The sequence below is a fragment of the Streptomyces prunicolor NBRC 13075 genome (assembly GCF_000367365.1).
GTDB lineage: Bacteria > Actinomycetota > Actinomycetes > Streptomycetales > Streptomycetaceae > Streptomyces > Streptomyces prunicolor.
Map to the genome: position 1 here is coordinate 23,922 of NZ_BARF01000011.1, position 22,733 is coordinate 46,654.

17 protein-coding genes and 1 pseudogene are annotated in these 22,733 nt (G+C 68.6%); 8 read left to right on the plus strand and 10 right to left on the minus strand.

Going from position 1 to position 22,733, the window contains the following annotated elements:
* Positions 1-62 precede the first annotated feature (62 nt).
* Entirely contained in the window at positions 63-1,538 is a 1,476-nt protein-coding gene (locus SPR02S_RS04850; protein WP_019055804.1) for an FAD-dependent monooxygenase, read from the minus strand.
* A 137-nt stretch (positions 1,539-1,675) separates the two neighbouring features.
* Here SPR02S_RS04850 and SPR02S_RS04855 point away from each other — a divergent pair, with 137 nt between their 5' ends.
* The gene (locus tag SPR02S_RS04855; RefSeq protein ID WP_026150225.1) at positions 1,676-2,179 is read left to right on the plus strand and encodes a 3'-5' exonuclease; all 504 of its coding nucleotides are present in this window, start codon (positions 1,676-1,678) and stop codon (positions 2,177-2,179) included.
* Between the two features lie 567 nt (positions 2,180-2,746).
* Here the strand turns inward: SPR02S_RS04855 and SPR02S_RS59895 are convergent.
* The 3 genes and pseudogenes from SPR02S_RS59895 to SPR02S_RS04885 form a co-directional block, all read right to left on the minus strand.
* On the minus strand, positions 2,747-3,166 hold the full coding sequence (locus SPR02S_RS59895) for a contact-dependent growth inhibition system immunity protein (RefSeq protein ID WP_078622818.1): 420 nt from the start codon (positions 3,164-3,166) through the stop codon (positions 2,747-2,749).
* Positions 3,167-3,212: 46 nt separating this feature from the next.
* A pseudogene (locus SPR02S_RS64305) lies at positions 3,213-5,357 on the minus strand (polymorphic toxin type 28 domain-containing protein); the annotation flags it as partial.
* A gap of 570 nt (positions 5,358-5,927) precedes the next feature.
* Positions 5,928-6,461 (minus strand): hypothetical protein, encoded by a 534-nt coding sequence (locus SPR02S_RS04885; RefSeq protein ID WP_245607497.1) that lies wholly within the window; start codon positions 6,459-6,461, stop codon positions 5,928-5,930.
* 210 nt (positions 6,462-6,671) lie between these two features.
* Here SPR02S_RS04885 and SPR02S_RS04890 point away from each other — a divergent pair, with 210 nt between their 5' ends.
* From SPR02S_RS04890 to SPR02S_RS04900, 3 genes are all read left to right on the plus strand, one after another.
* Positions 6,672-8,144: an ABC transporter permease gene (locus SPR02S_RS04890; RefSeq protein WP_019055811.1), complete on the plus strand. Its 1,473-nt coding sequence runs from the start codon at positions 6,672-6,674 to the stop codon at positions 8,142-8,144.
* Positions 8,145-8,297: 153 nt separating this feature from the next.
* Positions 8,298-8,984 carry an ABC transporter ATP-binding protein gene (locus tag SPR02S_RS04895; RefSeq protein WP_019055812.1) on the plus strand — a complete coding sequence of 229 codons (687 nt, stop codon included), beginning with the start codon at positions 8,298-8,300 and terminating at the stop codon, positions 8,982-8,984.
* Between the two features lie 288 nt (positions 8,985-9,272).
* The gene (locus tag SPR02S_RS04900) at positions 9,273-12,635 is read left to right on the plus strand and encodes a S8 family peptidase (RefSeq protein ID WP_019055813.1); all 3,363 of its coding nucleotides are present in this window, start codon (positions 9,273-9,275) and stop codon (positions 12,633-12,635) included.
* A gap of 45 nt (positions 12,636-12,680) precedes the next feature.
* Here SPR02S_RS04900 and SPR02S_RS04905 read toward each other — a convergent pair whose 3' ends face one another.
* Positions 12,681-13,622, minus strand: coding sequence for a helix-turn-helix domain-containing protein (locus SPR02S_RS04905; protein ID WP_019055814.1), 942 nt, complete (start codon positions 13,620-13,622; stop codon positions 12,681-12,683).
* 172 nt (positions 13,623-13,794) lie between these two features.
* Here SPR02S_RS04905 and SPR02S_RS04910 point away from each other — a divergent pair, with 172 nt between their 5' ends.
* Complete coding sequence (locus SPR02S_RS04910) at positions 13,795-14,835, plus strand: NAD(P)-dependent alcohol dehydrogenase (RefSeq protein ID WP_019055815.1); 1,041 nt, start codon at positions 13,795-13,797, stop codon at positions 14,833-14,835.
* Positions 14,836-15,131: 296 nt separating this feature from the next.
* Here the strand turns inward: SPR02S_RS04910 and SPR02S_RS04915 are convergent, their stop codons facing one another.
* From SPR02S_RS04915 to SPR02S_RS04925, 3 genes are read right to left on the minus strand one after another with little or no spacing between them, the layout of a single operon-like run.
* Positions 15,132-16,172 carry a FecCD family ABC transporter permease gene (locus SPR02S_RS04915; RefSeq protein ID WP_019055816.1) on the minus strand — a complete coding sequence of 347 codons (1,041 nt, stop codon included), beginning with the start codon at positions 16,170-16,172 and terminating at the stop codon, positions 15,132-15,134.
* The gene (locus SPR02S_RS04920) at positions 16,169-17,158 is read right to left on the minus strand and encodes a FecCD family ABC transporter permease (RefSeq protein WP_019055817.1); all 990 of its coding nucleotides are present in this window, start codon (positions 17,156-17,158) and stop codon (positions 16,169-16,171) included. The genes SPR02S_RS04915 and SPR02S_RS04920 overlap by 4 nt, the downstream gene beginning before the upstream one ends.
* A gap of 43 nt (positions 17,159-17,201) precedes the next feature.
* Entirely contained in the window at positions 17,202-18,242 is a 1,041-nt protein-coding gene (locus SPR02S_RS04925; RefSeq protein WP_052346918.1) for an ABC transporter substrate-binding protein, read from the minus strand.
* 120 nt (positions 18,243-18,362) lie between these two features.
* Here SPR02S_RS04925 and SPR02S_RS04930 point away from each other — a divergent pair, with 120 nt between their 5' ends.
* Positions 18,363-18,776: a VOC family protein gene (locus SPR02S_RS04930; protein WP_019055819.1), complete on the plus strand. Its 414-nt coding sequence runs from the start codon at positions 18,363-18,365 to the stop codon at positions 18,774-18,776.
* Between the two features lie 50 nt (positions 18,777-18,826).
* Here SPR02S_RS04930 and SPR02S_RS04935 read toward each other — a convergent pair whose 3' ends face one another.
* A complete protein-coding gene (locus SPR02S_RS04935; protein WP_026150226.1) occupies positions 18,827-19,705 on the minus strand; it encodes an AraC family transcriptional regulator in 879 nt (292 codons plus the stop codon).
* A gap of 183 nt (positions 19,706-19,888) precedes the next feature.
* Here SPR02S_RS04935 and SPR02S_RS04940 point away from each other — a divergent pair, with 183 nt between their 5' ends.
* On the plus strand, positions 19,889-20,980 hold the full coding sequence (locus SPR02S_RS04940; RefSeq protein ID WP_019055821.1) for an aldo/keto reductase: 1,092 nt from the start codon (positions 19,889-19,891) through the stop codon (positions 20,978-20,980).
* Between the two features lie 66 nt (positions 20,981-21,046).
* On the opposite strand, the gene SPR02S_RS04945 is transcribed toward SPR02S_RS04940, so the two are convergent.
* On the minus strand, positions 21,047-21,784 hold the full coding sequence (locus SPR02S_RS04945) for an SDR family oxidoreductase (RefSeq protein WP_019055822.1): 738 nt from the start codon (positions 21,782-21,784) through the stop codon (positions 21,047-21,049).
* 124 nt (positions 21,785-21,908) lie between these two features.
* Between SPR02S_RS04945 and SPR02S_RS04950 the strand changes: the two genes are divergently transcribed.
* Positions 21,909-22,712 carry a helix-turn-helix transcriptional regulator gene (locus tag SPR02S_RS04950; RefSeq protein ID WP_019055823.1) on the plus strand — a complete coding sequence of 268 codons (804 nt, stop codon included), beginning with the start codon at positions 21,909-21,911 and terminating at the stop codon, positions 22,710-22,712.
* The last annotated feature ends 21 nt before the right edge of the window (positions 22,713-22,733 follow it).

A 22,733-nucleotide genomic window follows, 5' to 3' on the forward strand; every position in this document is an offset into this window, starting at 1 on the left:
GCCGGCAGACCTGGTGCTCACGTCCGGTAGGCCTGGTGCTCCGCCTCTCCAGCCCGCGCCGCTCATCGCACTGCGGTGACCGGCTCCGTCTGCCGGGCAACGGTTGCCGTGCTGGTGGCGGCCACTGCGGCTCGTGCGTCCCCGGCCGCGCCCGCCCAGGCGAGGTAGCCGTCCGGTCGCACCAAGGCGGCGTCGACCCCCGCCCATTCGGGCGGCAGTTCACCACGAGCGACGCTGCGGGTGATCAGCCACGGATGGGTGACCTCGCCGACCGAACCGTTGAACTCCAGCAGCACATAACGGCCCGAGTTGAGCGAGTCGAAGAGAGTACCGCCGAGGTTCGGCACGCGTCGGCCGGTCAGGGGGTGCGCGTCCGGATCGGCCGGCGGGTAGTGGACGCCGAGTCCGGAGATGCGCTCCGCGAGTGTGAAGCTGAACTCGGGCATGGTCTCGATCATCGAACTGATCACGTCGCGCAGCCGCAGGCCGTCCGGAGAGTAGTTGGACATCAGAGCGGTCTGCGCCTGGGTGATTTCCAGGACCGCCTCGCCGACTTGGTGCCGCTCGTCGTGATAGCCGGCGAGCAGGCCGTCGGGAGCCCAGCCGTTGAGCACCGCGGCCAGCTTCCAGCCGAGGTTCATCGCGTCCTGCACACCGAGGTTGAGCCCGACGCCGCCGGTCGGCATGTGCTGGTGGGCCGCGTCTCCGGCGAGCAGTACCCGTCCCTGGGCGTAGGACGACGCGATGCGGCTGGCATTGCCGTAGCGCGAAAGCCAGGTCGGCGAGTGCATGCCGAAGTCGCTGCCGGTCACGGAGATGATGTTGGCCCGGAATTCCTCGAACGTGAGCTCGCCCAGCCAGTCGGTGGTGACGCTTCGGGGCGTGCCGCCGACGAACCGGAACACGCCGCCGGGCATCCTGACCAGCATCACGGCTCCCTTGCCGCTGAACGTCGCGTACGGGACGGTGTCGGGCGGGTTGTCCAGGCTGACGTCGCCGAGCCAGTCGATCACGGTGGACGTCGTCCCCACGTAGTCGATCCCGGCCGCCGCGCGCACGGTACTGTTCGCCCCGTCGCACCCCACCAGGTAGTCGGCGCGCACCTCGTAGGAGCCGTCCGGCCCCTCGATCGTGACCGCGATCTCCCGCTCCCGCTCGTCGAATCCGGTCACTCGGTGCCGACGGCGCAGTTCGACGCCGAGACGGGAGGCGTTGTCCCCCAGCAGCTTCTCGGTCCGGGTCTGGGGCACGGAAAGGACGAACGGGAAGTCCGTGCCCAGCGGGCCGTAGTCCAGCCGGCTCGGCAGGGCGGCGAAGTGCCCGCTCGGCATCGTGATGCCTTCGGAGAGGAACGGTTCGAGCAGGCCGCGCGAGGCGAGCACCTCGACCGTCCTCGGGTGGACGATCAAGCCCTTGGAGTGCGGTGAGGGCTCGGCGAGCGGATCGACCACGAGCACCGAGACGCCGGCGAGCCGCAGCTCTCCGGCGAGGAACAGCCCGACCGGTCCTGCTCCGGCGATGACGACTTGGGTATCCATGACTCCTCCTTCTTGTTCACTGACCAAGAGGATCGTAGGTCAGTGACCAAGGGGCTGTCCAGTGCGTGATCGTGACGCCGGCTACCGCTGCCGTACCGGAAAATGTGGTGGGGATCCGAGCCAGAGGGAGAGCTGCTGTGCCTACGTGCGTCGTGTTCGACCTTGAATTCACGTCATGGCGGGGAGCGCTTGAGCGGGACTGGGGGGCGCCGGGGCGGCTTCGGGAGATCGTGCAGATCGGCGCGCTGCGGCTGCGTGAGGACTGCTCCGTCGTCGAGGAGTACGAGGCGCTGGTCCGGCCGGTGGTCAACCCTCAACTGTCCGACTACTTCACCGAACTCACCGGCATCGACCAGGAGACGCTGGACCGGGAAGGACCCCCCGCAGCGGAAGCACTCGGTGACTTCCTCGGGTTCTGCCGGGGGCAGTCCGTCCTCTCGTACGGCAATGACATGGTCGTCCTCGGCGAGAACGTCGGCCGTCTATGGCGGGATCTGGATCTCCCCAAGCCTGCGGCGGGCGAGGAACACTCGGCACTCTTCGACTGCTATTCGTTCGCTTCGGCCCTTGAGTACTTGTGCGAGGGCGGGGCGGGGTTGCCCGCTTTTCTGCCGCATTCCGTGAGCGGTGTACCGGAGTAGCCGGAACGCGGGGCCGTCAGGAGTTGTGCATCGCCTTCCGAAGTCCAGCCGACGCGGACGATGGCACGGAACGGATCCGGCACATCCTCACGGGTGGGGGACATTGAGCTGACCCAGGTCAATTCACGCGTTGCCGTCTCGCAGACGCCGCGCGATGTCGATGTCCCTCTGAAGTGCGCTGAACCGCGGTGGTTCCCGGCTTTCGTCGAGCACGACGACATGCAGCCGGTCCCCAACTCGGGGCGGGCCGGCGCTCGCGTTTCCCCAAGAAGGGTGCTTCACCTGGTCGATGAATCCGACCTCACCCCCACTTTCGACCATGAGACCCACCGGGCCTACCGCCACGATGGTTGCATCGAGTTCCTCGTGGCGACGGAACATCGTTCAGGCCTCCATGAGGTGGGTTTCTGTTCAGGCCAATGAACGCCGCCGCATCCGCCCCCGGGCTCAGACGGAATATGGGTAGATGTCGATGTGAGGGGCCGAGAGTCCGATACGGTCGTCGATCGAAGGCCTGTCAGGCCTGCCCTGCTCTTCGATCTCGACATATACGGCGTCGCCGAGCAGTTATCGAATGTCAGGGAGCGGCATCGCGAGAAACGCCTCGACTTCGGTTTTCACATATCGGGAAAGGTCCTTCAATCCTGCCACGGCCTCTTTGAGGTCGCGGGCAAGCGCAGGGAATTCACCCCAGGTAGCTGCGTTCCTGGTGACCACCGCGTACAGAAGATCGTCGTCGTACCAGCCGCCGGTGGTCTGGGTCGCTGCGGTATCCCGCAGGATTTCGACTGCCAGCGGAAGGAGCCAGGGCAGACCGACGTTTTGCCCGATAAGTCGAGCCAACTCGTGTGTTTGCAGCTCGCCGACAGGTCGGCGTCGCAACTCGTGGACATTCTTAACCATGGAGGTCGTGTCTTCGGGTGGGGCCGGCCAACGCTGACCTTCGAGTTGTTCGAGTGAGCGGCTGCGGTCGACAGGCGTGGACATTGTCTGGGTTCCTATCCGTTGGCATGGCTAAGTGTACTTGCCGTCCCTATCGGTGGCCGATGGAGTGCATAAATCCATTTAGGCGGTCGAGTTCCGATACGGTCTCTTTTCGCTTCCTCTCCAATACTTCAATCCCTCGATCTGTAATTGTATCCGGTGGGCTCTGAAGCTCCCTCTCCAAGATTCTTCGAATATTATCAAGGCCGTTCCTGGCCTGCTTTAGGTCGGTGATGTGATCGAATGGTGTGCCGTCCGGCTTCCTGGCGACTACTTCTCCGTTCGCTTCACGCCGAGCGGCATTGTAATGATTGTGATTCGGCTGAGAATTGATTGACCCTACGGGATCTTTCTTGATGTTCTCAAGCCGTTCGATCGCTTTCTGTGCGTCTTCACGCAAGCCCAATTCCCGGCAGGGCGTGAGTCCGAGCGGGTCAGCCCATGTGTGCGGATTGGTGACGTAGCTGCCAGGGTTCGGCGAGGGGAGCAAGCCGAGGGGGTCGGAGGTGAGGTATCGCGCCGTCTCGGGGTCGTAGTGCCGGAAGTAGTTGTAGTGCAGCCCCGTCTCGGGGTCGTAGTACTGGCCCGGGAAGCGGAGCGGTGTGTAGGTAGTGCTGTCTGCTGCCCAGGCCGTTGTGCCCCAGAGAGTGCTGCGGGTGTGCCAGACGATGTCGCCCTGTTCGTCGATGAGTTCCGTCGGGGTGCCGACCAGGTCGGTGACGATGGCGAAGAAGCGGGAGTCGATCTCCTGTTGCGGGGCGTCCGCAGTCGTGATGCGTTCTGTCTGGGTTATGGGGCTCAGACCTCGGTGGTCCCAGGTGAGGATCACCGGGTTGGGGAGGTTCATGGACGTGGTGGTCTGTTCGCACAGGGTGGTGCCGTCCCAGGTGAACGTCACCTTCTCTACGACCGTTTCGCCGTCGGCAGCCAGGCGGGACTTCGACGTGCGGCGGCCGAGAGAGTCGTACGTGTAGCGCCAGCGCGTGCCGTCCGGTGTCGTCGCCGACGTCAGGCGGTCCTCCGCGTCCCACTCGTAGCGCCATGTGTCCGGCTTGCGGGAGAGGCGGGATTTCTGGCGGAGGGTGATGCGGCCGAGGGCGTCGTGTTCGTAACGGACGTTGCCCGCGCGGGTGATGCGGGTGCCTGTGTAGGAGCGGGCGCTTGTTGCCTCCTGGCCCGGGTGTCCTGTCGGCTAGTGTGCTTGTGTTTGGTTGCCCGCCTCGTCGTACGTGTATGTCTCGGTCCAGTTCGCCGCGTGGACCGCCGTCACGCGGCCCGCCGCGTCCAGGTCGAAGCGGCGGGTGCCGGAGAGTTGGTCGTCGATCGCGGTCAGGTTGCCGTCGGCTCGGTAGGTGTAGGCGCGGTGTTGGAGGGAGCGGCCTGTTGGGCTCGTTGCCGACTGGGTCGCCAGGCGGCCGACCGTGTCGAAGGTGTGCTCCAGCGTGAGTGTTTCGCCCACCTGGCGGGCCAGTTCGCGGCCCACCTCGTCGTATGTGAAGTCGATGGAACGGCCCGAGGCCGTCATGCCGGTGCGGCGGCCGGTCGCGTCGTACGTCCAGGTCGTGGTCCCGCCCGTCGGGGTCGTGCGGCCGGTGCGGCGACCGAACTCGTCGTACGTGTACGTCAGTTCGCGGCCGTCGACCGACTCCGAGCGGACTCGGCCGTGGCGGTCGCGCAGGATCGTCAGGGTGGTGTCGGGGCCGGTTGCCTGGGCGAGGCCGTCTGTCATGTCGTAGGCGTACGTGGTGACTTGGCCGGCCGCGTTCTTGCGGGTCACCTGGCCCAGGACGTTGCGCTCGAACTCGATCGTCTCGCCGAGGGTGTTCGTGCGGGTGGTCAGGTGGCCCGTGGCGTCGAGGGTGTAGGTGAGGGTGCGGTCGTCGAAGTCCGTCTCCGTTATCAGGCGGCCGGCCGCGTCGTAGTCGTAACTCCAGGTCAGGCCTTGTGGGTTGGTGACCCGGGTGAGGTTCAGTTCGGTGTCGTGGGTGAATTCGTGGCGCACTCCGTCCGGGCCCGTGCGGGACGTCAGCAGGTCGAAGTGGGTGTACTCGAAGTGGGAGACGCCGCCCAACGGGTCCGTGTGGCTTGTGCAGTTGCCCTCGCCGTCGTACGTCCAGGACTCGGTCGTGCCGTCCGGCGCCGTACGGTGGGACAGGTGGCCCTCGGTCGTCCACACCAGGTGGGTCGTCGCACCCGCTCAACCCCGCCGCGCTCGCCAGGTTGGCCGGGTTGAGGCCCGGGCCCAGTGGGCTGAACGTGTGCGAGGTCATCACGTCCCGCGCCGCGTCCTTGTACGCCTGTCCGCTGTTGTCCAGCGCCTTGTCCATCGACTCGGCGCTGTAGTCCACGCCGCCCGTGTACTCGTTGTTGCGCACCAGGTCGCCCCAGCTCTGCTGCGCGACCTCGTCCTCCGACGCGTACGGGTTGCCCATCCCCGCGTTCACCGCGATCTTCATCGTGCCCTGGATGTACTGGTCCGTCTCGTACAGCGTGCCTGCCGAAAGACCCACGCCCGTCGCGAAGTTGTTGCCCTCGTTCACCAGCGCGCGCACGCCCCACTCCCAGCGTTCGCAGAACGACGTGAATCCCGACAGCAACTCCTCGTTGCCCAACTCCAGCCCGGAGAGGGCGAGTTCCGAGAATCCGCAGCCCGCTCCGGCCAGGCTGTCGATGCCCAGGTCCTTCAACTCGCCCAGCACCAGGGTGATCCCCTGCGCGATCTCGTCGAGCCCGGCCGCCCTGATGTCCTCGCCCGCGTCCCCGCTCATCCCCGTATCCCCTCCGCGTCTGCGTCCGCGTCCACCGCCGCCGACTCCGGCACGATCCCCAACACCGGTGGAAACAGCGCCCCTTCGCCCTCGGTGCCCACATCCAGCGCCACTCCGCACGGCGCACCCACAGCGCTCACAGCCGGCACCGTCGCGTCCAACAAGCGTGCTCCCAGCAGCCGTTGATACGGCCACTCCCGCCCGCCTTCACCCCTCGCGATCGCGAACCTCGCCAACGCCGACTCGTTCGAAAACGCGTAGACCCATCGGATTCCGCCGAAATCGCCGAGCAGGGGTGCGTCGTCCTCGTCCGTCGGGACCAGCACCGCCGTACGCCGGAACTCGCCCAGCAGCGCCGCGAATTGGCGCTGCCCCTGCGCGACAACGTCGCTGTTCAGGGGCTCGGGTTCGGTGATGGGTGCAGGAGGTGGTCCTGCCTCGCTCAGCTCCGCGTAGTCCGACAGTCGGGACCGTCGTATGTCCCCGGTCTCCCCGCCGTTCTCCATGTCTTTTCCCCCGCGATCAGACATGGGTGAAATCATCACACCAGCACATCGCGTACGGCAACGCGGATACCCGCCGCGGGGCCCGGTCGGCGACGCAAGTGCCGTAAAACAGCGCATAGCGCAAGCCCATTGACAGCCCCGCGCGGGCTCATTCTTTGGTCACGGACAGCCTTCTCATCGTTCTCTTATGTCGGCCTTATGGCATCATCACGCGCTGTACCTAGCTTGCGGGCCATGTTCTTCACCTACCTGAGGCGCGAGTTGCGCCGCCGCAGAAAAGCGGCCCTCGTCGTCGCCTCCGGCCTCGCACTGGGCATTGCGCTGGTCATCGTGGTCAACTCCGTGTCCTCCGGCATGGGGAAGGCCCAGGACAAGGTCCTCCAGTCGCTGTACGGACTCGGCACGGACATGACCGTCACCAAGGCGGCCACCGCGACCGCCGGCGCCTCGCAGCAGCCGCGGTTCCAGTTCGACGCCAACAACAACGACTCCAGCACGACGCAGAGCAGTGACCGCGTCATGGTCCAGGGCTTCACCACCCTGGCCTCCACCACCGTCACCAAGGTGGCGGGGCAGAAGGGTGTTTCCGACGCCGTCGGCGGGCTCAGCCTCAACGTCGTCAAGGTCGATGGCCAGTTCACCCGCGGCCAGTTCCAGCAGAACCAGGGGAGCGGCACCGAGGGCGGCGGCGGTAATCGCGGCGGCGGCACCGGCGCGCCGCAGGGCGAAGTCACCGGTGGCGGCGCCAACTTCAACATCAACTCGTACTCGGTCTACGGCACGGACGTCACCAAGCCCGCGCTCGGCCCGCTGACCTCCTCGAAGATCACCAGCGGCCGTACCTTCACCACCGCCGAGGCCAACTCCAAGGTCGTCGTCGCCGACTCGGCGTACGCCAAGACGAAGAAGCTCAAGGTCGGCTCCACCGTCACCATCAAGAGCGTCAAGTACAAGGTCATCGGTATCGCCACCGCGACCAGCGGTGACGCGGCGGCCAACCTGTACATCCCGCTGACGCAGGCGCAGACCCTGAGCGGTGACAAGAACAAGGTCACCACGATCTACGTCAAGGCGTCCGACTCCAAGCAGATCTCGGCCGTCAAGAAGACCATTCAGGGCAATGTCTCGGGTACGACGGTCACCACCTCCGCCGACCTGGCCGACACCGTCTCCGGGTCCCTGTCCACCGCCTCCTCCCTCGCGACCAGCGTCGGCAAGTGGCTGTCGATCGCGGTCCTGATCGCCGCGTTCCTGGTCGCCGGGCTGCTCACCTCCTCGGCGGTCTCGCGCCGGGTGCGGGAGTTCGGCACGCTGAAGGCGCTCGGCTGGAAGTCCGGCCGGGTGACCCGGCAGGTGGTCGGCGAGGCCGTCGTCAACGGTCTGGTCGGCGGCGTCCTCGGCATCGCGCTCGGCCTGGCGGGCGCGTACGTCGTGACCGCGATCAGCCCGACCCTGTCGGCCTCCCTCGGCAGCACCGCCGCCGGTGGCCGCGCGGGCGGCGGACCCGGCGGTGGCGGCGGCGGCTTCGGCGGTGGCCGACAGGCCGCGGCCAAGACCCTCGACGTCGCCCTCACCGCCCCCGTCAACGCCACCACCATCGCCCTCGCGGTAGGCCTCGCGGTGGCGGGCGGCCTGATCGCCGGCGCCTTCGGCGGCTGGCGAGCGTCCCGACTCCGCCCGGCGGACGCTCTACGCCGGGTCGAGTAGTCGGTACCTGGTCGATGCCGGTCACTGCAGCGCGCCCCAAAGGGGCGCGGGGAACTGCGCGACCAGCCACGACGGCGCTGCAGACGAAAACGGCGCAACGGGGCCTGTCCCACGACGGGCCCCAACCCCCTTTACTTCTCCAGGAGTTGGACCATGTACGAACTAAGAGGCGTCACCAAGCTCTACTCACGCGGCAAGGAAACCGTCCACGCCCTAGACGGCATCGACCTCACCATCGGCGACGGCGACCGCCTGGTCATCCAAGGCCCGACCGGCGGCGGCAAGTCCACCCTGCTCCAAATGATCGGCGCCCTCGACCGCCCCACCGCAGGCGAAATCGTCCTGGACGGCGTCGACTTGGCGAAACTGTCGGAGGCCAGGCTCACCAAGGTCCGCAGCGAGAACATCGGCTTCGTGTTCCAGTCCTTCAACCTGATCCCGACGCTCACCGCCCAGGAGAACGTCGAGACCGCCCTCGTACCGCTCGGCATGAAGGCGAAGATCCGCCGCGAACGGGCCGCCGAGGCACTGGTCTCGGTCGGCCTGGGCGAGCGGGCCAACCACCTCCCCGGCGAGATGTCCGGAGGACAGCAGCAGCGCGTCGCCATCGCCCGCGCCCTCGTCAAGCAGCCCAAGGTGCTGCTCGCCGACGAACCGACCGGCAACCTCGACGAGTCGATGCGCGACGAGATCATGGACGTACTGGAGCGCATGTGGAAGGAGCACGGGCTGACCTTCATCATGGTCACCCACGACTCCGCCATCGCGAAGAAGGCCCCGCGTCTCGCCACCATCCGCAAGGGCAAGATCACGGTGAAGGAGAACGCCGCGTCGAAGTAACTCGGCTACTGCGCAAGGGAGTTCGGTGCTCGGATGAGTGGCTCGGCGGAGCCCTACCGGAGTTCTCGCGAGCTGAACCCGTCGACTGCGTAACGGAGTTCGGGCGACGGCGTAACAGTTCGCGGACGCGCTTTCTTACCCTCCTCTCGTCTCTTGAGCGGGTGATCACCCCTCGGCATACTGCGTATTCCGGGGGGTGTCACGCATGTGCGTGCGGGCTTTCCCCCGGCCGGGTGAACGGGGAATTCGCCCGGTACCTCAGCTCCAGGGGGAGCCTTGCGCAGACACGTGAAGAGAGCGTGCGCGGCCACCGTCGCCGCGTCCGCCGCCGTAGCCCTTGCCGCCGGAATGACCACCCCGGCGTCGGCGAAGCCCGATCAGCGTGCGGCCGGTGCCACACAGACCGGTGCTACACAGACCGGTGCCACACCACTCGGTGCCGCACAGGCCCGGCTCAAGGGCAGCCACCACATCACCCTGATCACCGGCGACCGCGTCACCCTCGACGCGAAGGGCCGGGTCGCCGGTCTGGAGCCGGCAAAGGGCCGTGAACACATACCCGTTCAGGTCCGGAAGGTCGACGGGCACACGCTCGTGATACCCGTCGACGCGGCCCAGCTGGTCGCGTCCGGCAAGCTCGACCAGCGGCTCTTCGACGTCACCGAGCTCGACAAGTCCGCGGAGCGCGCCTCCCAGAAGGCCGGTCTGAAGGTCATCGTCGGCTACCAGGGCGCCGCCACCGCGACCAAGGCCGACGTCCGGGACGCGGGCAGGCTGCGGCAGTCCCTGAAGACGCTGAACGCCGACGCCGTGCAGACCCCGCAGCAGGACACGCCCGAGCTGTGGAAGGCCGTCACCAACGGCGACAAGGCGGCCTCCGGCATCGCGCACATCTGGCTCGACGGCGTCCGCAAGGCCAGCCTCGACAAGTCCGTGCCGCAGATCGGCGCCCCGAAGGCGTGGGCGGCCGGCTACACGGGCAAGGGCGTCAAGATCGCCGTACTGGACACGGGAGTCGACGCCGACCACCCGGACCTGAAGACCCAGGTCATCGAGTCCAAGAACTTCTCCACGGCCACCGACGCGAACGACCACTTCGGGCACGGCACGCATGTCGCCTCGATCGCGGCGGGCACCGGCGCCAAGTCGAACGGCAAGTACAAGGGCGTCGCGCCCGATGCGAAGATCCTCAACGGCAAGGTCCTCGACGACTACGGCTCCGGTGACGACTCCGGCATCCTCGCCGGCATGGAGTGGGCGGCCCAACAGGGCGCCGACATCGTCAACTTGAGCCTCGGCGGCCAGGACACCCCGGGGATCGACCCGTTGGAGGCGGAGGTCAACAAGCTCTCCGCCGAGAAGGGGATCCTGTTCGCGATCGCCGCGGGCAACGAGGGCCCGGAGTCGATCGGTTCGCCCGGCAGCGCGGACGCGGCCATCACGGTCGGCGCGGTCGACGACAACGACAAGCTCGCCGGCTTCTCCTCCACCGGCCCGCGCGTCGGCGACGGCGCGATCAAGCCGGACGTCACCGCGCCGGGCGTCGACATCACCGCCGCCGCGGCCCCGGGCAGCGTCATCGACAACGAGGTCGGCGAGAACCCGCCCGGCTACCTGACCATTTCGGGTACGTCGATGGCGACCCCGCACGTCGCCGGTGCCGCCGCCATCCTCAAGCAGGAGCACCCGAGTTGGGGCTACGCCGAGCTGAAGGGCGCGCTCACCGGGTCCGCGAAGGGCGGCAACTACACCGCGTTCCAGCAGGGTTCGGGCCGGATCGCCGTCGACAAGGCCATCAAGCAGAGCGTCATCGCCGACCCGGTGTCGGAGAGCTTCGGCGTCCAGCAGTGGCCGCACACCGACGACACCCCGGTCACCAAGCAGGTCACCTACCGCAACCTCGGCACCGCGGCCGTCACCCTCAAGCTCACCGTGGCCGCCACCAACCCCAAGGGCCAGGCGGCTCCTTCGGGCTTCTTCAAGCTCGCCAAGACCTCGGTGACCGTACCGGCCGGCGGCACGGCCTCGGTCGGCCTGACCGTCAACACCAAGCTCGGCGGCACGCTCGACGGCGCCTACTCCGCGTACGTGACGGCGACGGGCGGCGGGCAGAGCGTCCGTACGGCCGCGGCCGTGGTGCGCGAAATCCAGTCGTACGACCTCACGTTGAAGTTCATCAACCGTGACGGCAGCGCCGCCAAGTACTACTCCGCCACGCTGCTGGGCCTGTCCGGTCTCGGCAGCGGCCGCTACGCCAGCCCCTACGACGCCTCGGGCACCGTCAAGGTCCGTGTCCCCAAGGGTGGTTACGTCCTCGACACCGGGATCTTCGTGGACCCGGAGGACTTCACCAAGGGCGCCGACTGGATCGCCCAGCCCAAGCTGGACATCACCAAGAACACCTCGCTCACGATCGACGCCCGCACCACCAAGCCGGTCGACGTCACGGTGCCGGACGCCGCCGCCAAGTCGGTCTTCGCGGGACCGGCCTACACGCTCGAGACGTCCGACGGCGAGGCCTCCTTCAGTTGGTTCCTGGAGTCGTACGCCAACTTCCGCAGCGCGCACCTCGGTCCGCAGATCACCGACGGTTCGCTCTCCGAGCAGTGGGACGCGCACTTCACCAAGGGCGCCGACGAGCAGTACGACACCACGACCGGCGGCAAGGTCAAGCAGCTCGCCACCGGCTACACCAAGCACTACAAGGCGAGTGAACTCGCCACGGTGAAGGGCCGCATGGGCGCCGCGGCGAGCGGCAAGAAGGGTCTGCTCTACGCCTTCGGCTATCTGCCCGCCGGCGCCGGCGCCTCCGCCTCCACCCTCCCGCAGCCGCTGCCCGGCACCCGCACGCTGCACGTCTCCACCGTCAACGGCGTCAAGTGGGAGCTGGACTTCGAGCAGGACAGCGCCGCGCTCGACCCGGACGGCTTCCCGATCGCCGAGTCCTACTACGTCTCGAACAGCCCGGAGACCTTCAAGGGCGGCCAGACGTACACCAGGACCTTCAACACGGCGGTCTTCGGCCCGCACCTCGACGCCGGCTACGGCGTGTACCGCAACGGCAACGAGATCTCCGGGTTCGTGCCGCTGTTCGCCGACTCCGCGCAGCACGCGGGCTCGTCGCTGTTCACCTCGGTCAACACGACCCTGTACCGCAACGGCACGAAGGTGGGCTCCAACCAGGACCCGCTGCTCGGCGAGGGCGTGTTCAAGGTCCCGGCCGCCAACGCCTCGTACAAGCTGACCACTTCGGTGATCCGCAGCGTCAAGGTCGCCGCCGCCTCCACCCGGATCGACGCGAGCTGGACGTTCTCCTCGAAGAAGCCGTCCGGTACCGGCACGGCCAAACTCCCGGTCTCCACGGCCCGGTTCAACGCGGTCACCGGCCTGGACAGCCGCGTCGCGGCCGGCAAGAAGGCGACGATCCCGGTCACCGTCGAGGGCGCGGCAGCCGGCCGCAACCTCAAGTCCCTGGGCGTGTGGGTGTCGTACGACTACGGCCAGACCTGGAAGAAGGTCAACGTCGTCAACGGCAAGATCACCGTCACCAACCCGGCCAAGGGCAAGGCCATTTCCTTCCACGCGAAGATCGCCGACAAGAAGGGCAACAAGTCGACGATCTCGATCTACAACGCGTACTACGGCAAGTGAGCCGCGGAATGTGTTGAGTTGAATGGCGTACGGCCCGCTGGAAGTTCACCTTCCGGCGGGCCGTCCGTGTTTCTCCGCCCCCGCGCCCGCCCGCGTCGCGTCCGTACCCCAACTCGCCAGCAGACGCAGGGCGTCGGCGGACGGGGAGCCGGGCTCCGCGTGGTACGTGATCAGGGACTGCTCGGAGCCGTCGCTCAGGCGGAAGCCCTCGAAGTTGAGGGTGAGGTCGCCGACCAGCGGGTGGTGGAGGCGCTTGACGCCGTAGGTCTTCTCCTTGACGTCGTGCGTGGCCCACATGCGCCTGAACTCCTCGCTCTTGACGGAGAGTTCGCCGACCAGGGCGGACAGCCGCGGGTCGTCCGGATGGCAGCCCGCGTCCATCCGGAGCATGCTGACGATGTCCGTGGCCTTCTGCTCCCAGTCCACGTACAGCTCCCGGTACTCGGGCCGCAGGAACACCAGCCGCGCCCAGTTCCGCTCCTGCGGCGGCAGCTGTGACCAGTCGCCGAAGACGGCCGCGGCCATCCGGTTCCACACCAGGATGTCCGAGCGGCGGCCCGAGATGTACGCCGGGACCGTGTCGATCGAGTCGAGCAGCTGCCGTAGCGCAGTGCGCACGTGCTGGGTGGGGGGCGACGGCTTCTTCTTGTGCTGCTTCGGCTTCGCGAGGTGGGTGAGGTGCGAGGACTCGGCGTCCGACAGGCGCAGGGCACGGGCGATCGCGTCGAGGACCTCCGCCGACACGTTCCGCCCGTTGCCCTGTTCCAGGCGGGTGTAGTACGCCACCGAGACCCCGGCCAGCTGCGCCAGCTCCTCGCGCCGCAGCCCGGGCACCCTGCGGTGCCGCCCGAAGTCCGGCAGCCCCACGTCCTCCGGCTTCAGCCGGGCCCGCCGGGTGCGCAGAAACTCGCTCAGCTCGGCACGCCGGTCCAGGGGCGGTCCGGCGTCGACCGCGGGCTCGGTGGCGGGTTCGGGCTGTTCGTCCATACGCTCCAGTATTCCCGGTCGTACGACCGGGAGCCTGACCTCGCTGGTGGTAGGCACAGCGGACGTACGCAGAGGCGTGACCTGGGTAGCCACAGAACTTTCGGGCAGGCTTGGTCCCGTGCCCGGCCGGAAGGCAGCCGGGCGCACATCCCCCCGCTAGGAGACTCTCGGCATGACCACAGTCGCCGCATACGCAGCCCCCGCCGCCAAGGCTCCCCTGGAGCGCACCACCATCGAGCGCCGGGCCGTACGTGAGTTCGACGTCCTGATCGACATCAAGTTCGCCGGTATCTGCCACTCGGACATCCACCAGGCCCAGGAGGGCTGGGGCAAGGCCATCTTCCCGATGGTCCCGGGCCACGAGATCGCCGGCATCGTCTCCGAGGTAGGACCCGGCGTCACCAAGTTCCAGGTCGGCGACCGCGTGGGCGTCGGCTGCCTGGTCGACTCCTGCCGCGAGTGCGACAACTGCAAGGCGGGTCTGGAGCAGTACTGCACCGGCGGCAGCGTCGGCACGTACAACGCCATCGGCAAGGACGGCGAGCCCACCTACGGCGGCTACTCCGAGAAGGTCGTCGTCGACGAGAACTTCGTCCTCGGCATCCCCGAGGGCATCGCCCTGGACGAGGCCGCGCCGCTGCTCTGCGCCGGCATCACCCTGTACTCGCCGCTGAAGCACTGGAACGCCGGTCCCGGCAAGAAGGTCGCGATCGTCGGCATGGGCGGCCTCGGTCACATGGGCGTCAAGATCGCGCACGCGCTCGGCGCGGAGGTCACCGTCCTCTCGCAGTCCCTTCGCAAGCAGGAGGACGGCCTGAAGCTGGGCGCCGACCACTACTACGCGACCAGCGACCCGAAGACCTTCGAGGAGCTGCGGGGCACCCTCGACCTCATCGTCTCCACGGTGTCGGCCCCGCTCGACCTCGGCTCGTACCTCTCGCTGCTGAAGACAGACGGCGCGCTGGTGAATGTGGGCGCCCCCGAGGAGCCCGTCTCCCTCAACCTGTTCTCCGTGATCTCCGGCCGCAAGACCCTGGCCGGTTCCGGGATCGGCGGCATCCAGGAGACCCAGGAGATGCTGGACTTCTGCGCGGAGCACGGTTTCGGTGCCGAGATCGAGTTGATCTCCGCGGAGCAGATCAACGAGGCGTACGAGCGGGTGCTGGCGAGCGATGTCCGGTACCGGTTCGTGATCGACACGGCCACGATCTGACGGCGTCGCTTCAAGCCGGGTCCCGGAGCCGCACTGCTCCGGGGCCCGGTGCGTTGTCGAGTGCGGGTGCGTGGGGGCTGGTCGCGCCCACGCGACGGAGCCGCACATCGATACAGCCCCGCGCCCCTTTGGGGCGCGCTGTCGAGTGCGGGTGCGTCGTGGTTGCTCGCGCCCACGCGGCGGAGCCGCAAGTCGATACAGCCCCGCGCCCCTAAAAGCGCCTGTGCTGGTCCGACCTTTAGGGGCGCGGGGAACTGCGCGACCAGCCCCCACCGGCCCGCAGCCGCCGACGAACCTCAGCCCCTCACCCTGTTCCGCCCCAACAGCCACAACAGGTACGGCCCCCCGACCAACGAGGTGAGCGCCCCCACCGGCACCTCCAGCGGGGGCAACACCGTGCGGGCAGCAAGGTCAGCCGCCACCAGAATCACCGCACCCGTCAACGCCGAGCACACCAACGGCAGTTGAGGCGTACGGGTGAGTCGCCGGGCCAACTGCGGCGCGGTCAGCGCGACGAACCCGATCGGCCCGGCCGCCCCGGTCGCGGTGGCGGCCAGCACCACCCCGAGCACGGTCAGCGCAAGCCGCGTCCGGTCCACCCGCACCCCCAGCGAGGCCGCGGTGTCGGCATCGAGCCCGAGGGGTCGGACGGCCCGGCTCGCCCACACCAACGCGGGCAGCGACAGCAGCAGTACGACGGCCAGCGGCCCCGCCTGCTCCCAGCCCCGCCCGTTCAGCGACCCGGTCAGCCACAGCTTGACCTGCTCGGCGGCCTGCAACTCGCTGTCCGCGAGATACAGCTGCACCACGGCCGACAACGCGACCCCGATGCCGACTCCCGTCAGCACGAACCGACTTGGCTGCATCCCGTGCCGCCACGCCAGCACATACACGAGCGCCGCGGCCGCGAGTCCGCCCACGACGGAGACGACGGGCATGGCACCGGGCGAGTTCACCATCCCGGCCGACAGCGCGAGCACGGTCGCGGCGGCGGCACCGTGGCCGACACCGATCACGTCCGGACTGGCCAGCGGATTCCGGGTGACGGTCTGCACGAGCGCCCCGGCGAGCCCGAGGGCGACCCCGACCAGCGCCCCGAGCACGATCCGGGGAACCCGCAACTCGTTGACGACCAGGTCGTACTGCCCGGAACCGGTACGCAGCGTGTGCCACACCTCGGCGGGCGAGATGTAGGTCTGCCCGAAACAGGCGGCGGCGGTCATCGCAACACCCAGCGCCAGCACGAGAGTCACGGCCACCACGGCCGAACGGCGGTGCAGGAGCAGGGAGACGGCGGGGTGGGGGCGCAGGACGCTGACACCGGTGGCGCTGCTCATACGGCGGTTCCCCGGCGCCGTACCAGCACCACCAGCACCGGCACCCCCACCAACGCGGTCATCACCCCGGCCGGCACCTCGGCGGGCGCCCGTACGACCCGGCCCGCCACATCCGCACCGACCAGCAGCGCGGCGCCGAGCAGCGCGGACAGCGGGAGCAGGGCGCGGTGGCCGCCGGAGGTGAGGCGCCGGGCCAGGTGCGGGACGGCGAGCCCGACGAACGCGATCGGCCCGGCGGCGGCCACCGCGGACGCCACCAGCAGGGTCGCCCCGAGCGCCGCACACACCCGCACGACCCCCACCCGATGCCCCAACGCCCGCGCCGTCTCGTCCCCGAGGGCCAACGCGTCCAGCCCGCGCGCACAGGCGAGCACCAGCAGGGCCCCCGCCACCAGGAACGGCAGCATCTCTACGACCGTGTCGGCGTCCCGGCCGCTCAGCGAGCCGACCTGCCAGAACCGGAACTGGTCGAGGGTCGCGGAGCTGGAGGTCAGGACGACCGTCGTACCACCGGCGGTCATCGCCGACAACGCGGTACCGGCGAGGGCGAGTTTGACCGGTGAGGCCCCGCCCCGGCCGCGCGCGGCGATGCCGTAGACGAGGCAGGCGGCGAGGACGGCACCGGCGAAGGCGTACCAGACGTAGCCGCCGAAACCGCTTGCGAGGCCGGTCGCGATGGCGAGGACGACGCCGGCCGCCGCGCCCTGGCTCAGGCCGAGGATGCCGGGATCGGCGAGCGGGTTGCGGGTGACGGCCTGGAGCGCGGCGCCCGCGACGCCGAGTGCGGCACCGGCTGTCAGCCCGATCTCGGTGCGGGGCAGCCGCAGCGACCGTACGACCAACGCGTCCGGTGAACTCCCGCTGTGCAGAAGGGCGTCGAGGACGGCGGACGGAGGCACCGGGCGGGTGCCGACGGCGAGGCTGAGCAGCACGGCGGCGGCCACCGCGAGGGTGGCCGCCGACCAGGCGAGACGTTTGACGCTCACTGGGTACTCTCTGCTGTCCCTCTGCTCGCTTCTCTACTCGTCTCTACTTGCTGATGTCCTCGGCGAGTTGGAGGACGACGAGGCGGGCGGCGGTCGGGCCCGCGTTGAGGTACCAGGGGTCGTCGTCGACCTTCACGGCGTGTCCGGTCTTGACCGCGCTCATCGACTTCCAGAGCGGGCCGGCGAGCACTCCCCCAGAGGGGGTACCCCCAGCGGCATCCGTCTTGTCCGCGTCGCCCTGCACGGAGTAGAAGATCCAGTCGCCGTCGGCCTTGTCGATGCTCTCGGCGCCGATGTCCTCCGAAATCGCCTTGAACTGCTGGGACTTGGGCCGGTCGAGGCCCATGTCGACGGCGATGGAACCGGTGAAGGAGGAGACGCCGAACATCCGGGTGCGGCCGGGGGTGAACCGCAGCATCGACACGGAGGTCTTCGAGAGGGCCTCGCCCTTCTCGTGGGCGTCCTCGACGATGCCGTCGAGCAGCTTCTGCGCCTGCTGGCCCTTGCCGATCGCGTCGCCGACGAGGAGGAGGTCGCGCTTCCAGTTGATGCCGTTGCCGGCCGTGACGACGGTCGGGGCGATCTTCGACAGCTTGGGGTAGAGGTCGCCGAGCGAGTCGTTGGCGAGGATGAGGTCGGGCTTGGCGGCGGCGAGCGTCTCCAGGTTGGGGGCCTGGCGGGTGCCCGCGTCGGTCATCGCGGCGAGCTTCGACTTGTCCGCCGGGAAGGCGTCCGCGAGGTAGTCGGGGACGAGTCCGGCGTTGTCGGCGCGGGTGGTGGCGGTCGGGACGGTACCGAGGGAGAGCAGGTCGTCGAGCTGGCCGGTGCTCAGCACGGCGATCTTCGTGGGCTTCGACTTGATCGTCGTCTTGCCCTCGAAGTGCGTGACGGTGCGGGGGAAGGTGCCGTCGGTGTCGTTGTCCGAGCCCATGCCGGTCGCGAGGGTGCTCGGCGCGGCGTCGGGGCCCTCGGAGGCACCGATCACCTTGTTCTGCTGGCCGTCGCCCGTCTTCTCGGCATCGTTGTCGGTGGAGGACGACGAGCACCCGGCCAGCAAACCCGCGACGACGGACACGGCGGCCAACGCCGTGACAGCCTTCCTCTTGAACGCACGCACTATCACTGTCTCTCCGATCAAATCCGGCCAGGTAAGGCTTACCTTAGCTTGCCGTCGGAGTAGCTTGGGCATGAGGAGGCCCACACGATGACCGTGCAGCTGAACCACACCATCGTCGCCGCGCGCGACAAGCACACGTCGGCCCGATTCCTCGCCGACCTGCTGGGCCTCCAAGTGAGCCCGCAGTACGGCCCGTTCATCCCGGTCGCGATCCCCAATGGCGTGACCCTGGACTTCATGGACCATCCCGGTTCCGGCTCCGGTTCCGGCTCAGGTGGGATCGCTCCGCAGCACTACGCGTTCCTGGTCTCGGAGGACGATTTCGACGCGATCTTCGGCCGGATCCGGGCGGCGGGCCTCACCTACTGGGCGGACCCTGCGCACCGCCGGGCGGGGGAGGTCAACAGGAACGACGGCGGCCGAGGGGTGTACTTCGACGACCCGAACGGCCACAGCCTGGAGATCCTGACGAGGCCGTACGGCAGCGGGCTCACCGGGTGAGGAACGACTCGCCGGCTCCATAGGACCGTACGAGGACACCAATGCCCCCGTCACCCCCTTCCGGCCCCGCCCCGCAGTCGTACGGCGTCCTGCCCCGGTGGGCTGCCGAACGCGCGGCGGTATTCGCGGCTGAACTGGGACGCGCTGTCGTAACCGACCGCGAAGCCCACCTCGGCGACGTCCGCCGCGCTGCTCAACAGCAGCAACCGGGCCTCCTGCAAGCGGATCCGCTTCTGGAACTGGATCGGGGTCAGTGCCGTCACCGCGCGGAAGTGCCGGTGGAAGGGGGAGGCGCTCATCCCGGCCAGCCGGGCCAGGTCCTCGATGCGCAGGGTCTCCGTGTGGTGGTCGCGGATCCAGCGAATGGCCCTGCTGATATGGGTGAGTTGACTGTCGGCCAGCCCGATCTGCCGTACGAGCGCGCCTTGTTCACCGGTGATCAGCCGCCACAGGATCTCCTTCTCGATGAGCGGCGCGAGCACCGGTGCGTCGCCGGGACGGTCGAGCAGTCGTAGCAAACGCACTGTCGCGTCGAGGAGTTCGAAGGGCGCGTCGCATACGGCGAGACCGTGCGGGGTGGTCCGGCGGGGGAGCGGGTCGGCCCCGGCGTCCAGGAGCAGCGAGGCGATCTTCGCGGGTTCGAGGGCGAATCCGCAGGCGAGGAACGGCTCCTCGGGACTGGCCCGTGTGTAGTGGCCGGCGACCGGCAGGTCGACCGAGACGACGAGGTACTGGCCGGCGCCGTAGTCGTGGACACGGTCGCCCAGCGTCAGGCGCTTCGAGCCCTGCGCGACGACGGCCAGCACGGGACGGGCGACCCCGGAGTTCGGATCCTCGGGCCGGTCCGCCTTGGCCACCTTCAGGCCGTCGATGGTCATGGGACGGCCCGCGTGCCGGTCGATCAGGGCACGCAGTTCGTCCAGGAGAATCTCCGGATCATTCAGGTACACGCTCGATCCAAGCACCCGGAATGACGGGTGACAACCGCCCGCCGGACAGCCAATCAGGCAGGATCGTGCAAGAGCCGGGTGGGATCGCCCTAACGATCCCCCTGCTCACAGTGGTCTGCTCGAAGAGTCGGCTTCCCACCCACTCTCCACGGGAGCATTTCCATGGCATCGAACGCACTCGACTCGTACGTCGGCCTCGGCCGCAGTGGTCTCAAGGTGAGCCCCTTCTGCCTCGGGGCGATGAACTTCGGCGAGGACGGCGGCTTCGGCACCGGTGTCGAGGAGTCGGAGAAGATCCTCCAGACCTACCTCGACCGCGGCGGCAACTTCATCGACACCGCGAACTTCTACACGAACGGCCACTCGGAGGCCATCCTCGGCGACTTCCTCACCGCCCACCCCGGCCTGCGCGACCGTCTGGTCCTGGCCACCAAGTTCTACGGCAACCTCTACCTCGGCGACCCCAACGGCGGCGGCGCGAGCCGCAAGGCGATCATCGGCCAGCTGGAGGACTCGCTGCGCCGCCTCCGTACCGACTACATCGACCTGTACTGGCTGCACAGCCACGACCGTTCCACGCCGGTCGAGGAGACCCTGCGCACGCTGGACGACCTGGTGACGGCGGGCAAGATCCGTTACGTCGGTTTCTCGGACACTCCGGCCTGGTTCACCGCGAAGGCTCACACCATGGCGCTGCTGCGCGGCTGGACGCCCGTCACCGCACTCCAGATGGAGTACTCGCTCCTGGAACGCACCATCGAGGGCGAGTTGATCCCGCTGGCCCAGGACGCCGGGATGGCCGTACTGCCGTGGGGCCCGCTCAAGAGCGGTTACCTGTCCGGGAAGTACACCCGAGACCAGTCAACTCCCGTCGACACCAAGCGCGCAGCCCTTCTCGGTGCCCCAACTCCCGCCCAGTTCAAGGTGATCGACGCCCTCGCCGAGGTGGCCGAGGAGGTGGGCGCGACCTCCGCCGCCGTAGCCCTGTCCTGGGTGCAGTCCCGCCCCGGGATCACCTCCACCCTCATCGGCCCCCGCACCCTGGCCCACCTCGAAGCCAACCTCACCGCCCTGGACGTCGACCTCACCCCGGCCCAGACCGCGACCCTCGACGAGGTGTCCACGCCGACCCTCAACTTCCCCCACGACCTCAACCATCAGGTCGGCGACATGCTCAAGTACGCGGGGGCGACGGTGGACGGGGTGCCGAGCGCGGTGTATCCGCCGTTGGCGCAGAGCGCTGTGCGGTACTGAGCGCTGTGCGGTGCTGAGGTGAGGGCCGTGCGGTACTGAGGGTCGCGCGGTACTGAGCGCGGGGAGTCAGGCCTGGGCGGTGGGTCGTACGACGATCTCGTTCACGTCGACCGCGGCCGGCTGCTCGATCGCGAAGGCGACGGCCCGGGCGATCGCGTCGGGCGGGATCGCCAGCCGGTCCCGCATGTCCGTGATCTGCTCCCTGACCCGGCTGTTCGTCGAGGCCTCCGCGAAGCCGGTGGCGATCACGCCGGGGGAGACGGTGGTCACCCGCACCGAGTCGCCGGCCTCCTGGCGCAGCCCCTCGCAGATGGCCCGGACCGCGAACTTGGTGCCGGCGTACACGGCCATGTTCGGCGCGACACGGAGCCCGGCGGTGGACGCGGTGGTGACGAAGTGGCCGGAGCCCTGCGCGCGGAAGACCGGCAGCGCGGCGGCGATCCCGTGCAGCAGCCCCTTCACGTTGACGTCGACCATCTCGTCCCACTCGTCGACCCGCAGATCGTCGAGGGGTGAGATCGGGCCGACGCCCGCGTTGCCGAACAGCACGTCGAGCCGCCCGAACCGCTCACGGGCCAGCGCGACCAGGGCGTGCAGATCCTCGCGCCGGGTCACGTCGGTGCGGATCGGTACGGCGACACCGCCCGCCTTCTCGATCCGTGCCGCCACCTCCGCCAGCGGCTCCGTCCGGCGCCCGCCCAGCACCACCCGGGCACCCCGCTCGGCCAGCAGCAGCGCGGTCGCCTCACCGATACCGCTGCCGGCACCGGTGATCGCCACGACCTTGCCGTCGATTCCGGACATGGTGTTTCTCCTGTCATCCGTACGTTCACTCGCTACGTTCACTTGCTCGCTCGACTTCAGTGTGGAGCGCGTTTAGCCTGGTATCCAGAAGCTGCTTATTCTGGAACCAGGGGTGCCACACGCGATGTCGACCCAGCCGGACCAACGCCAGGACCAACGCCAGGAACTGGCCGCGTTCCTGCGCAGCCGCAGAGCGCGCGTCACACCGGACGAGGTGGGCCTCCCGCGGACCGGTCGCCGTCGCACACCGGGTCTGCGGCGTGAGGAACTCGCCCTGCTCGCCGGCATCAGCGCGACCTGGTACACGTACCTGGAACAGGGCCGGGAGATCCGCGCCTCCGAACAGGTCCTGGAATCCCTCGCCTCGGCCCTCCGGCTGAACCGGCACGAGCGCGGCCACCTGCTCCGGCTCGCCGGCCACCACGCACCGCCGGAGGACTGTGCGCCCTCCGCACCCCTCACCCCCGAGGTGGCCTCGGTCCCGCTCCTCCTGCACCCGCACCCGGCGTACGTCATCGACGGCAACTACGACGTCCTCAGCCACAACCAGCCCGCCGTCGACCTGTTCCCGAACCTCACCGCACCGACGGACCGCCCGCCGAACTTCCTGCGCTGGGTGTTCCTCGAACCCCTGGCCCGTCACGTCCTGGCCGACTGGGAACCCGAGGCGAGAGGCCTGCTGGCCCGTCTGCGCACCCTGTCCGGCCGGCACCCCGCCGACCCGCGCTACACCCGGCTGATCGAGGAACTCCACGAACACAGCGAGGAAGCCCGCACCTGGTGGCCCGACTACGAGGTGCAGGCCCGCCACAGCGGTCACAAACGCCTGCGCCCACCGGGCCGCACCACCCCGGTCACCTACACCTACACGGCCTTCCACCTGGCCGAGCAGCCGGAGCAGACGCTGGTGATCTACTTTGAACAGTGATCGTGGTTGATGGACGCCGGC